The organism is Mycobacterium sp. UM_Kg27 (assembly GCF_000972905.1).
Lineage (GTDB): Bacteria > Actinomycetota > Actinomycetes > Mycobacteriales > Mycobacteriaceae > Mycobacterium.
The window spans coordinates 1-16,284 of sequence record NZ_JRMM01000102.1; the positions used below are offsets into that span (position 1 = coordinate 1).

The 16,284-nt window shown below is 66.8% G+C and carries 19 protein-coding genes and 1 pseudogene; 11 read left to right on the plus strand and 9 right to left on the minus strand.

All coding sequences use genetic code 11. The annotated features are described in order from the left end of the window. Nucleotides 1–36: 36 nt before the first annotated feature. The 4 genes and pseudogenes from LI94_RS25205 to LI94_RS23880 all read left to right on the plus strand — a co-directional run. Nucleotides 37–1,134: pseudogene (locus LI94_RS25205) on the plus strand (recombinase RecA); the annotation flags it as partial. Continuing rightward, nucleotides 1,103–1,639: a recombination regulator RecX gene (recX, locus tag LI94_RS15355; protein WP_192830982.1), complete on the plus strand. Its 537-nt coding sequence runs from the start codon at nt 1,103–1,105 to the stop codon at nt 1,637–1,639. The pseudogene LI94_RS25205 and the gene recX, both read left to right, overlap by 32 nt. A 286-nt stretch (nt 1,640–1,925) precedes the next feature. After that, entirely contained in the window at nt 1,926–2,429 is a 504-nt protein-coding gene (locus LI94_RS15365; RefSeq protein WP_052739953.1) for a hypothetical protein, read from the plus strand. A 40-nt stretch (nt 2,430–2,469) separates the two neighbouring features. After that, complete coding sequence (locus tag LI94_RS23880; protein WP_192830983.1) at nt 2,470–2,616, plus strand: hypothetical protein; 147 nt, start codon at nt 2,470–2,472, stop codon at nt 2,614–2,616. Between the two features lie 202 nt (nt 2,617–2,818). Here LI94_RS23880 and LI94_RS15370 read toward each other — a convergent pair whose 3' ends face one another. Beyond that, nucleotides 2,819–3,421 (minus strand): hypothetical protein, encoded by a 603-nt coding sequence (locus tag LI94_RS15370; RefSeq protein ID WP_152664835.1) that lies wholly within the window; start codon nt 3,419–3,421, stop codon nt 2,819–2,821. A gap of 1,183 nt (nt 3,422–4,604) precedes the next feature. Between LI94_RS15370 and LI94_RS15375 the strand changes: the two genes are divergently transcribed. Further along, nucleotides 4,605–4,868, plus strand: a complete 264-nt coding sequence (locus LI94_RS15375) for a hypothetical protein (RefSeq protein WP_046301716.1) — start codon at nt 4,605–4,607, stop codon at nt 4,866–4,868. A 59-nt stretch (nt 4,869–4,927) separates the two neighbouring features. Here the strand turns inward: LI94_RS15375 and LI94_RS15380 are convergent, their stop codons facing one another. From LI94_RS15380 to LI94_RS15400, 5 genes are all read right to left on the minus strand, one after another. After that, complete coding sequence (locus LI94_RS15380) at nt 4,928–5,155, minus strand: hypothetical protein (RefSeq protein ID WP_046301717.1); 228 nt, start codon at nt 5,153–5,155, stop codon at nt 4,928–4,930. A 63-nt stretch (nt 5,156–5,218) separates the two neighbouring features. Beyond that, nucleotides 5,219–6,103, minus strand: coding sequence for an amino acid ABC transporter permease (locus LI94_RS15385; protein WP_024441200.1), 885 nt, complete (start codon nt 6,101–6,103; stop codon nt 5,219–5,221). Next, nucleotides 6,100–6,777 (minus strand): amino acid ABC transporter permease, encoded by a 678-nt coding sequence (locus LI94_RS15390; RefSeq protein ID WP_046301718.1) that lies wholly within the window; start codon nt 6,775–6,777, stop codon nt 6,100–6,102. The genes LI94_RS15385 and LI94_RS15390 overlap by 4 nt, the downstream gene beginning before the upstream one ends. Further along, nucleotides 6,774–7,595 carry a glutamate ABC transporter substrate-binding protein gene (locus tag LI94_RS15395; RefSeq protein ID WP_024441198.1) on the minus strand — a complete coding sequence of 274 codons (822 nt, stop codon included), beginning with the start codon at nt 7,593–7,595 and terminating at the stop codon, nt 6,774–6,776. Before LI94_RS15395 ends, LI94_RS15390 begins: the two co-directional genes overlap by 4 nt. After that, on the minus strand, nt 7,595–8,353 hold the full coding sequence (locus LI94_RS15400) for an amino acid ABC transporter ATP-binding protein (protein ID WP_024441197.1): 759 nt from the start codon (nt 8,351–8,353) through the stop codon (nt 7,595–7,597). Before LI94_RS15400 ends, LI94_RS15395 begins: the two co-directional genes overlap by 1 nt. Before the next feature lie 116 nt (nt 8,354–8,469). Here LI94_RS15400 and miaB point away from each other — a divergent pair, with 116 nt between their 5' ends. After that, a complete protein-coding gene (miaB, locus tag LI94_RS15405; protein ID WP_231383994.1) occupies nt 8,470–9,909 on the plus strand; it encodes a tRNA (N6-isopentenyl adenosine(37)-C2)-methylthiotransferase MiaB in 1,440 nt (479 codons plus the stop codon). Continuing rightward, a complete protein-coding gene (locus LI94_RS15410) occupies nt 9,906–10,502 on the plus strand; it encodes a hypothetical protein (protein ID WP_024441195.1) in 597 nt (198 codons plus the stop codon). The genes miaB and LI94_RS15410 overlap by 4 nt, the downstream gene beginning before the upstream one ends. Here the strand turns inward: LI94_RS15410 and LI94_RS15415 are convergent. The 3 genes from LI94_RS15415 to LI94_RS15425 all read right to left on the minus strand — a co-directional run bounded on the left by LI94_RS15415 (nt 10,468) and on the right by LI94_RS15425 (nt 13,057). Further along, nucleotides 10,468–11,181, minus strand: coding sequence for a hypothetical protein (locus tag LI94_RS15415; protein WP_046301719.1), 714 nt, complete (start codon nt 11,179–11,181; stop codon nt 10,468–10,470). The two genes, LI94_RS15410 and LI94_RS15415, sit on opposite strands and share 35 nt — an antisense overlap. Next, complete coding sequence (locus LI94_RS15420) at nt 11,178–11,633, minus strand: SRPBCC family protein (protein WP_024441193.1); 456 nt, start codon at nt 11,631–11,633, stop codon at nt 11,178–11,180. Before LI94_RS15420 ends, LI94_RS15415 begins: the two co-directional genes overlap by 4 nt. A gap of 80 nt (nt 11,634–11,713) precedes the next feature. Beyond that, nucleotides 11,714–13,057 carry a DUF349 domain-containing protein gene (locus LI94_RS15425; RefSeq protein ID WP_024441192.1) on the minus strand — a complete coding sequence of 448 codons (1,344 nt, stop codon included), beginning with the start codon at nt 13,055–13,057 and terminating at the stop codon, nt 11,714–11,716. 98 nt (nt 13,058–13,155) lie between these two features. On the opposite strand from LI94_RS15425, the gene LI94_RS15430 reads away from it, so the two are divergent. From LI94_RS15430 to LI94_RS15445, 4 genes are all read left to right on the plus strand, one after another. Continuing rightward, nucleotides 13,156–14,244, plus strand: coding sequence for a DMT family transporter (locus LI94_RS15430; protein ID WP_343252069.1), 1,089 nt, complete (start codon nt 13,156–13,158; stop codon nt 14,242–14,244). A 100-nt stretch (nt 14,245–14,344) separates the two neighbouring features. Beyond that, nucleotides 14,345–15,262 (plus strand): DMT family transporter, encoded by a 918-nt coding sequence (locus LI94_RS15435; RefSeq protein WP_024443842.1) that lies wholly within the window; start codon nt 14,345–14,347, stop codon nt 15,260–15,262. A 9-nt stretch (nt 15,263–15,271) separates the two neighbouring features. Beyond that, nucleotides 15,272–15,940 carry a hypothetical protein gene (locus LI94_RS15440; RefSeq protein ID WP_046301720.1) on the plus strand — a complete coding sequence of 223 codons (669 nt, stop codon included), beginning with the start codon at nt 15,272–15,274 and terminating at the stop codon, nt 15,938–15,940. Then, nucleotides 15,937–16,284: isopentenyl transferase family protein (locus tag LI94_RS15445; protein WP_046301721.1), on the plus strand; the 348-nt coding region annotated here is incomplete at its 3' end. The genes LI94_RS15440 and LI94_RS15445, both read left to right, overlap by 4 nt.

Below are 16,284 nucleotides of genomic sequence, written 5' to 3' on the forward strand. Positions count from 1 at the left end.
GTCGGCAGCGTCAGATGTGTATAAGAGACAGCGGCGAAGCAGTCGGAATATCTCGACTGGAAGGTCTCCCTGCTGGGGAACATTCCGCACAGTCGTACTGTCAATAGCAAGGGCGCAGTGTTTGCCGACTTCACCCCTCTCGCGGAACTGCACGAATTGCGAAGTGCGGTTTACCTCGGCGATGGCAAGAAGTTCCTCTCCGAGGACTACCTCAAGGCGCTCACCCCGCTATCGTTGGCCATCTGGTACATGGATGACGGCTCATTCACCGTGCGCTCCAAGGGATTGCAGGAACGTACCGCCGGCGGCAGTGGACGAATCGAAATCTGTGTCGAGGCCATGACGGAAGGAACGCGGGAGCGGCTTTGCGACTACCTGCGTGACAACTACGGGCTGGACGTGAAATTGCGCTATCCGGGAAAGGCCGGCAAAGCGGTGCTGCAGTTCTCCACTGAGGCATCCGCGAAGTTCCAAGAGCTGGTGGCGCCGTATATGGCTCCATCAATGGGGTACAAGCTGTTGCCTCGGTTTCGCGGATATGGCGCGGTAGCGCCGCAGTTCGTGGAACAAACGATGCAGCTGATGCCGGCCCGCGTCACAGAGATTGAATCGAAGACCGATTACCAAAAGATGGATCGTTTCGATATCGAGGTCGAGGGCTCGCACAACTACTTCGCCGACGGGGTGATGGTGCACAACTCTCCCGAAACCACCACGGGTGGAAAGGCTTTGAAGTTCTACGCCTCGGTGCGCCTGGACGTTCGGCGGATCGAGACCCTCAAGGACGGCACCGATGCGGTCGGCAACCGCACCCGGGTCAAGGTGGTCAAGAACAAGGTGTCGCCGCCGTTCAAGCAGGCCGAGTTCGACATCCTGTACGGCCGGGGCATCAGCCGTGAGGGTTCGCTGATCGACATGGGCGTGGACCAGGGCTTCATCCGCAAGTCCGGTTCCTGGTTCACCTATGACGGCGAACAGCTGGGGCAGGGCAAGGAGAACGCCCGCAACTACCTGCTGACCAACGTCGACGTGGCCAACGAGATCGAGAAGAAGATCAAGGAGAAGCTCGGTATCGGCGCCGTGCTGACCAATGAGCTGGCCGATGATGTTCTGCCCGCCCCCGTCGACTTCTGAGTCGGTCGAGGCAGCGGAGCCCAAGCGCGAGGAGCAGGCGAAGACACTGTGCCTTCGCCTGCTCACCGTCCGGGCGCGCACCCGCGCCGAACTCGCCGGCCAGCTGGCCAAACGCGGCTATCCCGACGACGTCAGTGACCGGGTGCTGGGCCGACTGACCACCGCCGGATTGATCGACGACGCCGATTTCGCCGAACAGTGGGTGCGGTCCCGGCGCGAGCACGCGGGCAAGGGCCGCAAGGCGCTGGCCGCTGAGCTGCGCACCAAAGGTGTCGACGAGGACGTGATCGCCGGAGCACTGGCCGGCATCGACGCCGGCGCCGAGCGTGACCGCGCCGAGCAGTTGGTGCATGCCAAGCTACGCCGCGAGGCACTCGGCGATGACGACGTGAAGGTCACCCGCCGGCTGGTGGCGATGCTCGCCCGGCGCGGCTACAACCCGTCCATGGCTTATGACGTGGTCAGCACCGAATTGGCCGCCGAACGAGAGCGCCGCCGGGTGTGAATGGGTTACGCGGCTACCGGTGACTAGTTTCCGCGAAGGTTCCCGTCTGATAGTGGCTCACTGGTCCTCCTCTATCGCCTTGATTTTGTCGATTGCCTTGCCCTTGCTCGATTGGATGTTCATACGTGGGTTGCCAGGCCACGGCACCTTGAACACCGCGTGACTGGTCCCGTCCTGGTGTGGTTCCCCGAAGTAGTGAACACACACCCGACGCAGGTCGGAGAACGGCCGCAAGAACCATCGGTGCACCTGGACAGGGCTGTAGAGTGCCGGTCCTGAGGCGCCGATGTCGCTGGTGGATCAGTATGTGCGTGCTCATGCCGCTGCGGGCCGTCGTGCGTGCCCCGTCGCCTCAGCGGCGCTCCCGCTGGGCGGCGGAGCCGGGATCATTGTCGACGGCAGCTACTGCACCCTGACGACGATCGGTCACGACCACAGTCGTGACCTGGTTGGTTTCACCGCCGCGAGCTGTGGCGGGCCTGACTCCCCGGTCGTTGCCGAGGACTCCGAAGACCTCGGCCCGGTGGGCACCGTGGTGGCGGACAATGACCACATCAGGTACTCGGTGATCGAATTCGACCCGGCCGAAATCACCCCGATCTCCAACTTCGCCGGGTTCGTCATCAACGGCGTCGGTCCTGAGACGGAACCGGGCCAACCCGAATATCGACTCGGGGCCGCCAGCGGTGACTACTGCTGGGTGCGACCTCCCCCGGTGCTGAGTCCGCCCCAGCCCAACCCCCAACGCGCGGCGGTCGACGAAGGGGGCTCCCAACTATCAGCCCGGTGATATCGGTGCCCTGGTCACCTCTAATGGTCTGCTGGTCGGCATGATCTTCGCTGGCGCCTATTTCCCCTGGCCGGGGCCTTTTATTACTCAGGGCTGGTCCACCATGTTTGTCGAGTTCAGCGCGATCCTCGACGGCGTCAACGCCACCAACGGCCCCGGCGCGGGGTTCACGCCGATCGGCAGCTGACCAGAGGCCATCGACGACTGACCAAGGCGCACCCGGCGGACGGGCAATAGTAGCTTCGAGTTTCCTGGGAGGATCCCGGGTCGGTCGTCGAGGCCGGCGTCACCTGGGCGCCTGCATGGCCTTGGCTGAGATGACTGGTGCGCTCGAGGCCGATCAAGCGGCCGGTGCGGCGAGAGGCGCTGCTGGGTCGCTATGTGGCGCGTCATAGGCCTACCAGGCTGAGCAGCTCATCGCCCAGCAGCGCTGTTCCCCCGGCCAGGGCCAGCATTGGAAGTGCGATGGCACCTTCTATACCTCCGAGGATGTAGAGGACACCGTTGGCGACATCACCTTGGAAGAGGTCTCCCAGGCCCTGTGAAACGGCCTCCAAGGCGCTCTCGAAATCGTTCGACAAAGTATTGACCGTCGTGGGCCAGTCCAGGAACGGGTACCAGGCGGCTTCTTGAAACGCATAATGATCGAAGTCCTGGCTGAACAGACCGCCCACGGCGGCTACCAGGATGTTATCCGCGATAGCAAGCGCGTTGAGCGCAGCGGCGCTGAAGTTGCTCGCAGCGCTGGGCAGATCGAGTTGGAGGAGATCCGCTAGTCCGCCGGACAGCTGGCTTCCGGCCAGGTCGAAGTTGTGTACCAGAGCGTCGAACAGGCCGACGGCCGATTCTGCGGGATTGGAGATGATGGCAAGGTCGACTGCTTCGGCCGCAGTCAGCCGTACACCGATTTGCTGGGCTTCTGGCAGGTCGACGGCCGGCAGAGCTACCGGTGTGATGGCGACCAGGCCGGCACTGAAGGTTGCGGCGGCCAACCGGCGGGCTGCGGGGCGACGGAATTGGTTCATGCGGCACCTCTTCTGGATTGGTGAATCAGCGGTGGCTAATGACTGAGAGTTTATGAGATTGATAGTAATAGCTCGCCCGCAATAGGTTAACTGAATCTAAAGAATTTGAAGAATTTGATAGGATATAAGTTCGGTGGAAGTCTCGCAGTGTTGTCGGTCGCCACCGCGACGCGCCAGAAGCCATCGCCGAATGGCCACCGACAAGGATGGGTGACTGTAGTGCTTGGGTGCGGATCGAGGGTTTGGACGACCCATGAGGGCCGCGCCTTTACCGCAGCCAGTTTGGCCGGCACGTCGTCGCATCCCGGTGACGATCGGGGCGGCTACATCGGTGCACAGGGCGGTCGTCAACGGGGGGGGCTTTGCGCAGGATCCAGTGCGGCAAACCGGCCGCCAGCGTTCAGGTCGGTATCGAACAAGTCCGTGTTGACAACGAGTGTCGCTCGACGCCGAGTGGTGGCTGTCGCCACCCAAAATCCAGTGCAGCGCGTCGGTGGCGGAGGCGATCGCCCGCGCAGCGATCATGTGGGGCTAAGTGCAATCTGGCCACGGTGTAACGCTTAATACTTATGGGTCTGGCGGCGAGGGCGCACCCCCGGGGCCCCTATTCAATCGGTTCAGTTTCGGCCGCACCCGTTTCCATTCAGTAGGTAGACGCGGTCGGTGGAGGTGCCGTTGTCCGTCCGGTCGAAGGAGCACCACCGGTGCCAACTGGGGGCCTCGAACGGGTTGGTGGCGTTTCGGTAGAAGGCTTCGATCCATCTGGTGTCGTCCGGGTAGGGCACCCCTGTGCATGCACCGGGCGAGTCGAAGGTGGACGGCCCGCCTGGGCAGTAGTTGTTAGGACCGGAAGGAATGTGGTCGTCGGGATCCGCGTGAGCGACTGGTACGAATGGCGCGCCTAATATCACCGTGACCACAGCAACCAGGAGTGCGCAACCGATCAGGCCCATCTTTGCGCTCACCTGCGTTTCCTCTCTTGGTGGGCGTGCCCGATTGGCGAGTCCAGACTGCCCACCGCTCAGCGACCGTGTGGCAGTCAATGTAGCGAAGGTTGCCACGTAATGGGGTTTGAATCCGTAATTCAATTCGGCCTTGGTTCTCGGGATTCGAGATTGCTTCCGTTCAAACCGGCCAAGACAACGGGGTCATGTCGCTCCTGGTGCCCGACGCTAGCGGTAAAGAGGTCGTCGACCTTTTCAACTTCGGCACTCCGACCGTGCACCGCTGTTCAACCCGGACGCCACCGGCCCAATCGACATCGCCGAACGGCGGGGCATTGCTTAACGACCTCTTCGCCGCGGCGTTCCAAGGCAACGGTGCCGACTGGAGCAGTGCGATGACGCTGTTCGATGACTGGCTCGGTATCGACCCGTCGACGGGGCTGACTTCGTTCTCTGACGCCAAGACCTGAGAGAAACTACTCGGCCCGGGTGCGGACACCCGGGCCGAGTAGTCGTTGGACAGGACGGTTCAGGCGTCCTCGACCTCGGCCTCGTCCGTGCCGGTGAAGACTTCCTTGGTCCGTTCGACGGCGTGCGTGGCGATCTCAACGGAGTCCTGGACGATCGCGCTGACTCCACCGGAGATGTCCCCACGAATGATGTCGCCGGCGTCCTCGACGATGTCCGAGGCCTTCTCGACGGCGTGTGCGGCGATGTCGCGCGCAGCGTTGAATGCGTCCTTGGGGGTGATGGCCATCCGAGTCTCCTGTCGTTAGCTGTCGAGTCCGACTCTAGACGCCGGACACCGCGCGCGCAGTCCCTAAACGACCCGGGTGCCCGGGGTACCCTCCGGCTCAATTGTGGCTGCCCCCAAGGGGGAGTGGCGGGCCTGGCGCAGCCGCCGCTCCAGTCCGATGGCACCTGCCGAGAGCGCCAGATTTCCGGTGATCATCAGCGCCGCGATCACCAGCAATGCGGGCAGGTAATTGCTGTACTGGGAGCCGACGACGGTGCCTTGGCGCACCATCTCCACAAACGTGATCTGGTAGCCGATCGCGGTGTCTTTGAGCACCACCACCAGTTGTGACACCAGCACCGGCAGCATCGCGGTGACGGCTTGCGGCAACAGGACCAGTCGCATCGAGGCGCCCCAGCCCAGCCCCAGCGCAGCGGCCGCCTCGGACTGACCGGCGGGCAGGGCCTTGACCCCGGCGCGCACGATCTCGGCGATGACGGCGCCGTTGTAGAGGGTCAGCCCGGTGACGACCCCGGCCAGCGCGATCTGTTGCGGCGGGAAGACGTTGAGCAGCCCGTAGATGAAATAGGCGAAGATCATCATGATCAGCACTGGAATCGCCCGGAAGAACTCCACGATCACCGCGCAACTCCAGCGCAACGGTCTGATCTGCGAGAGCCGGCCGACCCCGAGCCCGACGCCGAGGATCAGCGCGAGCCCGATCGACCAGGCGGCCGCGGTCAGTGTGCCCACCACCCCGGGCAGCACGTAGGTGCGCCACAGGTCCGCGGTCAGAAACGGCGTCCACTTCTCCGCGGTCAGCTGGCCTTTGGCTGACAACCGCGAATAGATCACCCACCCAAGCAGTCCGGCAACCACGACTGTCGCCACCGACAAAGCGTGGTAGCGGGCGCGGGCGCGGGGCCCCGGCGTGTCGAACAGCACCGTCGCGCGCGGCGCGGGCCTCATCGCGACACCGCCCAGCGGCGGTCCAGATATCCGAACACCAGGCCCAACGGAAGGGTCAGTACGACGAATCCGGTGGCGAACACCGCACCGACCCCGAGCAGCGCCGCGGTGTTCTCGGTCATCGACTTCATCAGCAGCGCCGCCTCGGCAACCCCGATCGCTGAGGCCAAGGTGGTGTTTTTCGTCAGCGCGATCAGTACCGAGCCCAGCGGGATGATCACCGCTCGAAAAGCCTGGGGGAGCAGGATGATCCGAAGATTCTGAGTGAAGCTCAACCCCAGTGAGCGGGCCGCCTCGGCCTGGCCGATGCCCACCGTGTTGACGCCGGAGCGCACCGCCTCGCACACGAACGACGCCGTGTACACACCCAGTCCTAGTACGGCCAGGCGAAAGTTGCTGTCGTCGATCGACGTCGGCGACTGCGGATCGGTCAGCGAGACTCCCAGTGTCTGAGCCAGGCCGAACGAGCACAGCAATAACAGCAGGGTCAGCGGGGTGTTGCGCACCAGATGGACATAGCCGCCGCCGATCCACCGCAGTACCGGGACCGGGGCCAGCCACATGGCGGCCAACCCGGTACCCAAGGCCAGTGCGAGCGTGCCGGACAGCACCGCCAACTCGACGGTGACAGTGAAGGATTGGAGGATCTGTCCTCGATACTCGGCGAACATCATCGCTCGATCGGCGGCGGCTCGGGCACCGCAAAGCCGGCCGGGCCGAAGTTGTCCACGAACGCCGCTCGCCACGAACCGTCGCGTTCCATCTCCTCGAGGGCGTCGTTGATCCGCCGGCGTAACCCGTCGTTGCCCTTTTGCACACCTATCCCGTAGAGCTCCTTTGAGAAGCGTTCGCCGACCAGCTTGAAGGTCCCGGGACTCTGCGCGGCGTAACCGGCCAAGATGACGTCATCGGTGGTCACCGCGTCGATCGCGCCGTTGCGCAGTGCCTCCACGCACGCCGAATAGGTGTCGTAGCGCTGCAGCTGCACCCCGGGATAGCGGTCTTTGATCCGTTGCGCGGGGGTGGAGCCCGAGACCGAGCACAGTTTCTTGTGCCGCTGCAGTGATGCGCTGCCGGTGATGTCGGTGTTGTCGGCCCGCACCAGCAGCGACTGGCCGGTGAGCAGGTAGGGGCCGGCGAAGTCGACCTTCTGACGCCGGGAGTCGGTGATCGAATAGGTGGCCACCAGGTAATCGACCTGGCCATTGCGCAGCAGCATCTCGCGCTGACCGGACGGGGCTTCGATCCAGGTGATGCGGTCGGGCGGGTAGCCCAGTCGGGCCGCCACGTAGCGGGCCACCTCGACATCGAATCCGCCGAGCGTGCCGTCGGGCTTCTTGACGCTCAAGCCGGGTTGGTCGAACTTGACGCCGACGGTGATCTTGCCGCTGTCGTGCGCGGTACACGCCGTGCAGAGCGCGGCCAATGCGGACACCACTGACAGGACCGCCCAGGACCGTGCCAGCACGTGCAGGGTTCGCGCCGCTGGCATCAGTGGTCGAGGACCTTTGCGAGAAAGTCTTGGGCCCGTGCGGATTTCGGCGCGCCAAAGAACTCTGCGGGGGCGGCTTCCTCGACGATGGCGCCGTCAGCCATGAACACCACCCGGTCAGCTGCACGGCGGGCGAAGCCCATCTCGTGGGTGACCACCACCATGGTCATCCCGTCGTCGGCCAGCGCGGTCATCACATCGAGCACCTCGCTGATCATCTCCGGGTCCAGGGCACTGGTCGGCTCGTCGAACAGCATCACCTTCGGGTTCATCGCCAACGAACGTGCGATCGCCACCCGCTGTTGCTGTCCGCCGGACAACTGTGCGGGGTGTTTGTGGGCCTGGTCGGCCACCCCAACCCGCTCCAGCAGCGCCATCGCCTGGTGCTGTGCCTGCGTTCGGGGCATCTTGTGCACCTTCATCGGTGCCAGTGTGACGTTGTCCAGGATGGTCTTGTGCGGAAACAGGTTGAACGACTGGAACACCATGCCGACCTGGGCCCGCAGCCGGGCCAGCGCCGCACCCTCGGCCGGCAGCGGCTGGCCGTCGACGGCTATCGCGCCGGAGTCGACGACTTCTAGCCGGTTGATGGTGCGGCACAGGGTGGACTTGCCCGACCCCGACGGGCCCAGGATCGCCACCACCTCGCCGCGAGCGACCTCGAGGTTGACGTCTTTGAGCACGTGCAGGCCGCCGAAGTACTTGTTGACGTGGTGGATGGCGATCATCGGCACCAGATCCGGCCCGCCGCTGGTCATGGGACCTGACCCTACCCAGGAAGACGTGGCGCGAGCGCCGCTATCGGCCTGGTCACTCCGATCGACTCGCCCGCCGTACCATAGACCGGGTGAGTTTGCCGGTGTTTTCCGAACAGATGCGCACCTACGAGGTGCGTACCTACGGCTGTCAGATGAATGTGCACGACTCCGAACGCATTGCCGGCATGCTCGAGCAGGCCGGTTACCGGCGGGCAGCCGATGACGCCGACGCCGACCTGGTGGTGTTCAACACCTGCGCGGTGCGGGAGAACGCCGACAACAAGCTCTACGGCAACTTGAGTCACCTGGCCCCCAACAAGCGCAGCAACCCCGACATGCAGATCGCCGTCGGGGGTTGCCTGGCGCAGAAGGACAAAGACAGCGTGCTGAGCCGCGCGCCGTGGGTGGACGTCGTCTTCGGCACCCACAACCTGGGATCGTTGCCGGCATTGCTGGAGCGCGCCCGGCACAACCGGAGCGCCCAGGTGGAGATCGTCGAATCGCTGCGGGAATTCCCGTCGTCGCTGCCCGCCGCGCGGGACTCGGCCTATGCGGCGTGGGTGTCCATCTCGGTGGGCTGTAACAACAGCTGCACCTTCTGCATCGTGCCGTCGTTGCGTGGCCGGGAAGTGGATCGCAATCCCGAGGACATCCTCGCCGAAGTGCGGGCGCTGGCCGCCGAAGGCGTTCTCGAGGTAACCCTGCTGGGCCAGAACGTCAACGCCTACGGCGTCTCCTTCGCCGACCCGCAACTGCCGCGCGACCGCGGTGCATTCGCGTCGCTGCTGCGGGCCTGCGGAGACATCGACGGCCTGGAGCGGGTCCGCTTCACCTCGCCGCATCCGGCCGAATTCACCGACGACGTCATCGAGGCGATGGCCCAGACCCCCAACGTGTGCCCCACACTGCACATGCCGCTGCAGTCCGGCTCGGACAGGGTGTTGCGGGCGATGCGCCGCTCCTATCGCGCCGAGCGTTATCTGGGCATCCTCGACAGGGTTCGGGCCGCCATTCCGGACGCCGCCATCACCACCGACCTGATCGTCGGTTTCCCCGGTGAGACCGAGCAGGACTTCGACGAGACCCTTGAGGTGGTGGCCGCCGCGCGATTCTCGGCCGCATTCACCTTCCAGTACTCCAAGCGGCCCGGAACACCGGCCGCCGAGCTTGCCGATCAGCTGCCCAAAGAGGTTGTCCAGCAACGCTACGACCGGCTGATCGAGCTGCAGGAACAGATCTCCTGGGACGAGAACAAGGCCCAGATCGGGCGCACCGTCGAACTGCTGGTGGCAGTCGGTGAAGGCCGCAAGGACGCCCAGACGGCGCGGATGAGCGGCCGAGCGCGCGACGGCCGGCTGGTGCACTTCGCCCCGGGGACCGCACAGGTGCGCCCCGGTGACGTGGTGACCACGACGGTCACCGGAGCGGCACCGCACCACCTGCTCGCTGACGGTGCCCTGCTGAGCCATCGGCGTACCAGGGCCGGTGACAGCCATGCCGAACCAACGCCCGGTGTCGGACTGGGCATGCCGAAGATGCCGGGGGTGGCGCGATGAGAGGCAACCGAGACAATCAGCACAACTTCGAGGCCTACCGCGCCGACATCGAGGCCGCTGAGCGGCGTGTCGCCGGGGAAATCGACCCCGGCGGCAGGGGGCTGGTCGTCGCGATCTGCGTCTTCGTGCTGCTCGGCTCGTTCCTGCTGCCGCACACCGGTTCCGTCCGCGGCTGGGATGTCCTGTTTCCCGGCCAGGGCACCGACGAAGCTCTGGTGACGCTGCCGTCGCAGCTGTTCATGTGGCTGGCGTTGGTATTCGGGGTGGGGTTCTCGCTGCTGGCCCTGGTGACCCGGCGCTGGACGGTGGCCTGGGTGGCACTGGCGGGCTCGGCGGTGGCCTCCGCAGCCGGACTCCTGGCCGTGTGGTCTCGTCAGACCGCGGTGCCGGGCGACCCGGGCCCGGGCATCGGGCTGATCCTGGCTTGGATCACGCTGATCGTGCTGACGTTCCACTGGGCCCGCGTGGTCTGGTCACGCACCGCCCTGCAGCTCGCGGCCGAGGCCCAGCGCCGGCAGAGCACCGCGCAGCTGCAGTCACGAAACCTGTTGGACGATCTCAGCCGTCCCGAGGACCCGCCGCCGAGCGAGTAGTTCTGGCCCCGGCCCGGCCTTCGCGGCTTCCGCGATAGGCGCGGGCGCGCAACTCGGCGAGCCACCCGGGACGCAGTTGAACCCCCGGCGCGGTGTGCACGATCGGGTCGAACGAGACGTCGTGGCCCGCCCCGTCGGTCTCCTCATGTCTGTGCAGAACCAGGTGGGCCAGCGGTCGGAATTCGCCGGTACCGCAGGCCTGGTCGATTTCGAAGCGGATATGGCCGCCGTCGAGTTGCTTGCGGATGCTGCTCAACGCCAATCCGTAGCCGTCCACCCGCGTCGTCAGCCGGGCTCGCAGCCACCACAGCTGCTCTCGATACTGCAGCGGCATGAGGGTGGTCATCCGCAGCCCCGACCACGACACCGCGGGCCGTACGCCCAGCGTTCGGCCGATCACCCCGGAGCCCGCCGAGACCAGCAAGATGTCCCAGCAACTGGGGTCATGCTGCGGCTCCGGAATCTGAAGCGCCAGGCCGACGGCGTCGGGCAGCCGGCCAGGCGTGCCCGTGGCTTTGGAGATCCGGGCAACGACGGGGGCTGACGGCACCGGCAGACCTTCGTCTGCCGGTGCGTCGCGTTCCAGAGAGCCCGTCGCCAGCACACCGTCGGGATGGAAAAACCGGCGATGCCGCAGCGCGGCGCCCCAGCGGAACACCCACCTGGCCGGGTCGATCATTGGCGCGGTACATCTCCGCGCCAACCACCGGTTTCGGCGGGCTGGCTCTCGATGAAGTCCTTGAACCGCTTGAGATCCGCATGGACACGGTGGTCGAGGATGTTCAGCTTGTCGGCCACGTTCTCCAGCACACCATCGGGGTCGATGTCCATCTGCGTAGTCACCCGGGTGGTGCCATCGTCGATCTTGTGGAAGGTGACCACGCCGCCGTGGCTCGGGCCGCTGTCGGAACGCCACGCGACCCGTTCTTCGGGGTGTTGCTCGGTGATCGTCGCGTCGAACTCACGCGACGCCGGGCCTACCTTGATTTTCCAGTGCAGGTGGGTGGCGTCGCGTTGCTGTACCTGTTCGACGCCCTCCATGAACTTCGGGAACGACTCGAACTGGGTCCATTGGTTGTAGACCGTCCGGATCGGGCGCTTGACGTCGAGTGCTGCGGTGATATTGCTCATGCGTCACCTCCAGTGAGTTGGTTGTTGTCTCACTGGGGGTGGTAGCCCGGCGGTGCCGATGCTCAAACATCGGCAGGTGGTCAGCGCCGGTTGAGCGCCTGTTCGGCGGCCTGGGCCCATTGCCGCCACTGCTCGGCGTTGGCGGTGGCCTCGGCGGCCTCCTTGTCCCGGCCCGCGGCCTGGGCCTTGAGCGCCTGACGTTCGAACTGTTCGGCGCGGGTGCGGAACTGCGCGGCCCGGGCTTCTGCTTCGGGATCCACCACGGCGGCCTCTGCGGCAGCACCGGCGTCGCGGACCTTCTTCTCCACCGCCCGCAGTCGCCGTTCCAACTCGGCGGAACGCTCCCGGGGCGCCTTGCCCAGGTCGTCCCACTTGGTGACGATCGAGCGCAGCGCGGCGCGCGCGGCGTTCTGGTTGGTCGGGTCGATCCGCTCCGCCTCGGCCAGCAGGGCCTCCTTGGCGGTGGCATTGGCCTCCAGTTCGGCGTCGCGTTCGGCGTTCGCGGCGTTGCGGGCTGAGAAGAACGTGTCCTGGGCGGCCTTGAACCGCTGCCACAGTGCCTCATCGACGTCCTTGGAGGCCCGCCCCGTCGTTTTCCAGGTGGCCAGCAGCTGCCGGAACGTGGCACTGGTGGACGCCCAGTCGGTGGACCCCGACAGCTCCTCGGCCCGCTTGCACAGTCGTTCCTTCTCCTCGCGCGCCCCGGCGCGGCCGCGATCGAGGTCGGCGAAGTGCGAGCCGCGGCGCCGGTTGAAGCCGTCGCGGGCCGCGGCGTAGCGCTTCCACAGCGCGTCGTCGACCTTGCGGTCCAGGCCGGTGATGGTGCGCCATTCGTCGAGAATGGCGCGCAGTCGGTCGCCGGTGGCCTTCCACTGTGTCGAGGTCGCGGCCAACTCCTCGGCTTCGGCGGCCAGCGCCTCCTTGCGTGCGGTCGCCGCCGCTCGATGCTCATCGCGCTGCGCACGGCCGGCCGCGGCGACGCTGTCGGCGTGCTCGCTAACCGCCGCGATCCGAGCGGCCAGCGCCTCTACGTCCCCGAGGACGCTGGCCGTCGGCAACTGCTCGGCCAGCGCCGCAGCGGATGCCTTGATCTTGCGGGCGTCGCCGCTGCCGGACGACAACCGCTCCTCGAGCAGGGTCACCTCGGTGCTCAGGTCGTCGTACCGGCGGCCGAAGTGGGCGAACGCGGCCTCGGGGTCGCCGGCCTGCCAGGAGCCGATCTGACGCTCACCGGTCGACGTGACCAGCCACACCGTGCCGTCGTCGTCGATCCGCCCGAATCGGTGCGGGTCAACGGTGGGCGGCCCGATAACGGCCGGGGCAGGCCGGGCACCGGGCTTCGGCCCGAGGTGGGCACCGGGCCTGGGACCGGGACGGGGCCCCGGCCGGGGGGTGGGGGCGGGTGAACCGCTGTCAGTGGTCATCGCTGTCGTCACCTAACCCTTCGCGGGGTAACCCGCGCATCTGCCGCGCACCGCGGCGCCTTCGATCTGCCTAGAGGCATTCAAGAGTATTCAAGCAGTTGCCCGCCACACTGTGCCGCCAACTCGGCGGTTCAGCGAGGTTCGACGTAGGAGAGGCGAAGCTGGGGCCGCCGCAGGGGCGGGGCGGTTCAGCGAGGTTCGACGTAGGAGAGGCGAAGCTGGGGCCGCCGCGTGAACCGGGCGGTAGCCTGTCCGATCGCCGCTGGTATTGCCCGCGGCACCCGCAGACCTGTAGGAGGCAGGCCTTGGCTAAAGAGACCATCGCCGTGCTGTTTGCGCTCGGCGCCGCGCTGTTCGGCGCGATCAGCGACGTGATACAGCAGCGCAGCGCCCACCGGGTCGGTGACCAGGGGATCGGGGCCGCCGCACTGTTCGCCCGGCTGCTGACCGATCGGCAGTGGTGGGTGGGCACGGTGTCGGGTCTGGTGGCTGTGAGCCTGCAGGCCGTGGCGCTGGGCCTCGGGTCGGTGCTGCTGGTGGAGTCGTTGCTGGTCACCTCACTGTTGTTCGCGTTGCCGCTGGGGGCCCGCCAATCCGGTCATCGCCTGCGGCGATCGGTCTGGCTGTGGTCGGCGCTGCTGGTGGCCGCCGACTTCGTCATCATCGCCGTCGGTAACCCGACCGCCGGGCAGGAACGAGCCTCCCTGGATGCCTGGGTCGGGGTGATCGCGGTACTGGCGCCGACGGTGTTGCTGTGTCTGATCGGGGCGCGAGCCTACGCGGGGCGGGCGGCGGCGGCCGTGATGCTGGCAGCGGTGTCGGCCATCTCGTGGGGCATCTTCGCGGTGCTGACCAAGGGAGTGGTCGACTTGATCGGCCACGGCCCGCGCGCAATGTTCACCGCACCGGAGCTGTACGCATGGGGAGCGGTCGCACTGACCGGCGCGGTGTATCAGCAGTCGTCGTTTCGGGCCGGAGCCCTGACAGCCTCGTTGCCGACGATCACGGTGCTGGAACCCATAGTGGCCGCGACACTGGGCGTGGTCCTGCTCGGCGAGGTCCTCGACCCTGGCCGCGATGCCGCGTTCGCGCTGGTGCTGGCGGTGGCGACGCTGGTCGCCGCGGTCGCAGCGCTGTCGCGGGATCAGGCGGTCACCGCAGGCGAACCGGCCGTCGTGGTGGCCTGACGGTACTGACTTCGGAGGTGCAGTTACGCGGCCGCCGGTGCCCTCGCTCCCGATCCGGAAGGTGAACAGCGGGTATCGTTGCCCGATTGAGGAGGGGGCCATGTCGACAGGGAATTTCCTAGCGGCGCTGCTCGCGCTGTGCGCCGCACTGGCGTCCGCGATCGGCGACGTGATCCGGCAGCGGTCGGCCCAGGAGATCACTGACCAGCAGGTTGGCCACCTGGAGCTGTTCTGGTTGTCGCTGCGCGACCCACGCTGGTGGGGCGGCGGTGCAGCGGCGGTGGCGAACTACGCGCTGCAGGCGGTGGCGCTGGCGGTCGGCTCGGTGATGCTGGTGACGGGTTTGCAGGTGACCGCGCTGCTGTTCGCGCTGCCGATGTATGCCTGGCTGACTCATCGCCGGGTGACCAACTGGGAGTGGATGTGGGCCATCCTGCTGGCTGCGGCGCTGGCGGTGGTCGTCGTGGTGGGGGATCCGACCGAAGGCAAACAACACGCGCCGGCGGCCACCTGGATCATCGTGTCAATAGTGCTGTCCGCGGTGCTGGTGGGCTGCGTGCTGGCCGCCCGGATCTACAAGGACCGGCCGGCGGCGGCGGTGCTCCTGGCGGTGGTGGCCGGTACCTCGCTGGCGGTATTCGCCTTGCTGACGAAGGTCCTGGTCGAGGTGCTCAAAGCCGACGGCATCGACGCAGTGCTGCGGGCGCCCGCCCTGGTGCCCTGGCTGGTGGCGACGTTGGCCGGGATGATCTTCCAGCAGTCGGCGTTTCGCGCCGGTGCGCTGACCGCCTCCATGCCGACGATGATCGTGGCCAAACCGCTGGTGGCCAGCGCGCTGGGCGTACTGCTGCTCAACGAGACCATCCAGGCCGGCGGGACCGAGGACGTCGCGGTGATCATCGGGGTGGTGCTGATCGTGATCGCCACAGCGGCACTGGCGCGCGGCGAGGCCGCCACCATCGTCGCCGATGCCGGCGCCGACCTAGCCGAGCCGGTGGCGGCGCCAACCACCAGCTAGCTTGGTGCCGTGCTGGGACCGATAGCGATCATGCCGTCGGCGCCGGTGCTGGTGCCCGAGCTGGCCGGCACCGCCGCTGAAGCCGCCGAGTTGCGGGCCGCTGCGCTGACCGCTGCCCGAGCGCTACCGGCGCGCTGGGTCGTCCTCGGGGCCGGACCGGACGCGGTGTACGGGCCCGAGAGCGCCGGCACATTCGCCGGATTCGGCGTTGATGTCGCGGTGCGGCTGTCACCGACCGCCCAGCAACCTGCCGATCTGCCGCTGACCGCCCTGGTCGCCGGGTGGGTGCGCGACCAGGTCGCACCCGATGCCGAGGTGCGGGTGCACTGCTGCGCGGACCCGGACGCGGCGCTGGCCACCGGCAGGAGGGTGCGCACCGAGATCGACCAAGCCTGCGAGCTCACCGGCGTGTTGCTGGTTGCCGACGGCGCCAACACCTTGACCCCGACAGCCCCGGGCGGTCACCACCCGGCCGACGTCGAATGCCAGCGCGCCCTCGACGATGCGCTGGCCGGCGGCGACGTCACCGCACTGACCGGCTTGCCCCCGCAGGTCGTCGGCCGGGCAGGATTCGCGGCCCTGGCCGGGCTGGCCCGGACGGCACCGCGCGCTGTCACGCAGCTCTACCGTGACGCCCCGTATGGCGTCGGCTACTTCGTGGGGGTCTGGCGACCGTGAGGCCGATAGCGGTCGTCGGGCCGACTGGGACGGGCAAATCACAACTGGCACTGGACCTGGCCGCACAGCTGGGCGGCGAGATCGTGAACGCCGATGCCATGCAGCTCTACCGTGGCATGGACATCGGCACCGCGAAACTGCCACCCGGTGAGCGTGCCGGCATTCCGCATCATCAACTCGACGTGCTCGATGTCGTCCAGACCGCGACGGTGGCGCGCTATCAGCAGGCCGCGGCGGCGGACGTCGAGGCGATCATGGATCGCGGCGCGGTGCCGATCATCGTGGGTGGATCGATGCTTTACCTGCAGGCACTGCTTGACGACTGGTCCTGTCTCTTATACACA

Excerpts from the sequence above, each read along its gene's own strand:
- recX (WP_192830982.1), top strand. The coding sequence starts at position 1,103 with ATGATGTTCTGCCCGCCCCCGTCGACTTCTGAGTCGGTCGAGGCAGCG.
- LI94_RS15365 (WP_052739953.1), top strand. The coding sequence starts at position 1,926 with ATGTCGCTGGTGGATCAGTATGTGCGTGCTCATGCCGCTGCGGGCCGT.
- LI94_RS23880 (WP_192830983.1), top strand. The coding sequence starts at position 2,470 with ATGATCTTCGCTGGCGCCTATTTCCCCTGGCCGGGGCCTTTTATTACT.
- LI94_RS15375 (WP_046301716.1), top strand. The coding sequence starts at position 4,605 with ATGTCGCTCCTGGTGCCCGACGCTAGCGGTAAAGAGGTCGTCGACCTT.
- LI94_RS15380 (WP_046301717.1), bottom strand. The coding sequence starts at position 5,155 with ATGGCCATCACCCCCAAGGACGCATTCAACGCTGCGCGCGACATCGCC.
- LI94_RS15385 (WP_024441200.1), bottom strand. The coding sequence starts at position 6,103 with ATGAGGCCCGCGCCGCGCGCGACGGTGCTGTTCGACACGCCGGGGCCC.
- LI94_RS15390 (WP_046301718.1), bottom strand. The coding sequence starts at position 6,777 with ATGATGTTCGCCGAGTATCGAGGACAGATCCTCCAATCCTTCACTGTC.
- LI94_RS15395 (WP_024441198.1), bottom strand. The coding sequence starts at position 7,595 with ATGCCAGCGGCGCGAACCCTGCACGTGCTGGCACGGTCCTGGGCGGTC.
- LI94_RS15400 (WP_024441197.1), bottom strand. The coding sequence starts at position 8,353 with ATGACCAGCGGCGGGCCGGATCTGGTGCCGATGATCGCCATCCACCAC.
- miaB (WP_231383994.1), top strand. The coding sequence starts at position 8,470 with ATGCGCACCTACGAGGTGCGTACCTACGGCTGTCAGATGAATGTGCAC.
- LI94_RS15410 (WP_024441195.1), top strand. The coding sequence starts at position 9,906 with ATGAGAGGCAACCGAGACAATCAGCACAACTTCGAGGCCTACCGCGCC.
- LI94_RS15415 (WP_046301719.1), bottom strand. The coding sequence starts at position 11,181 with ATGATCGACCCGGCCAGGTGGGTGTTCCGCTGGGGCGCCGCGCTGCGG.
- LI94_RS15420 (WP_024441193.1), bottom strand. The coding sequence starts at position 11,633 with ATGAGCAATATCACCGCAGCACTCGACGTCAAGCGCCCGATCCGGACG.
- LI94_RS15425 (WP_024441192.1), bottom strand. The coding sequence starts at position 13,057 with ATGACCACTGACAGCGGTTCACCCGCCCCCACCCCCCGGCCGGGGCCC.
- LI94_RS15435 (WP_024443842.1), top strand. The coding sequence starts at position 14,345 with ATGTCGACAGGGAATTTCCTAGCGGCGCTGCTCGCGCTGTGCGCCGCA.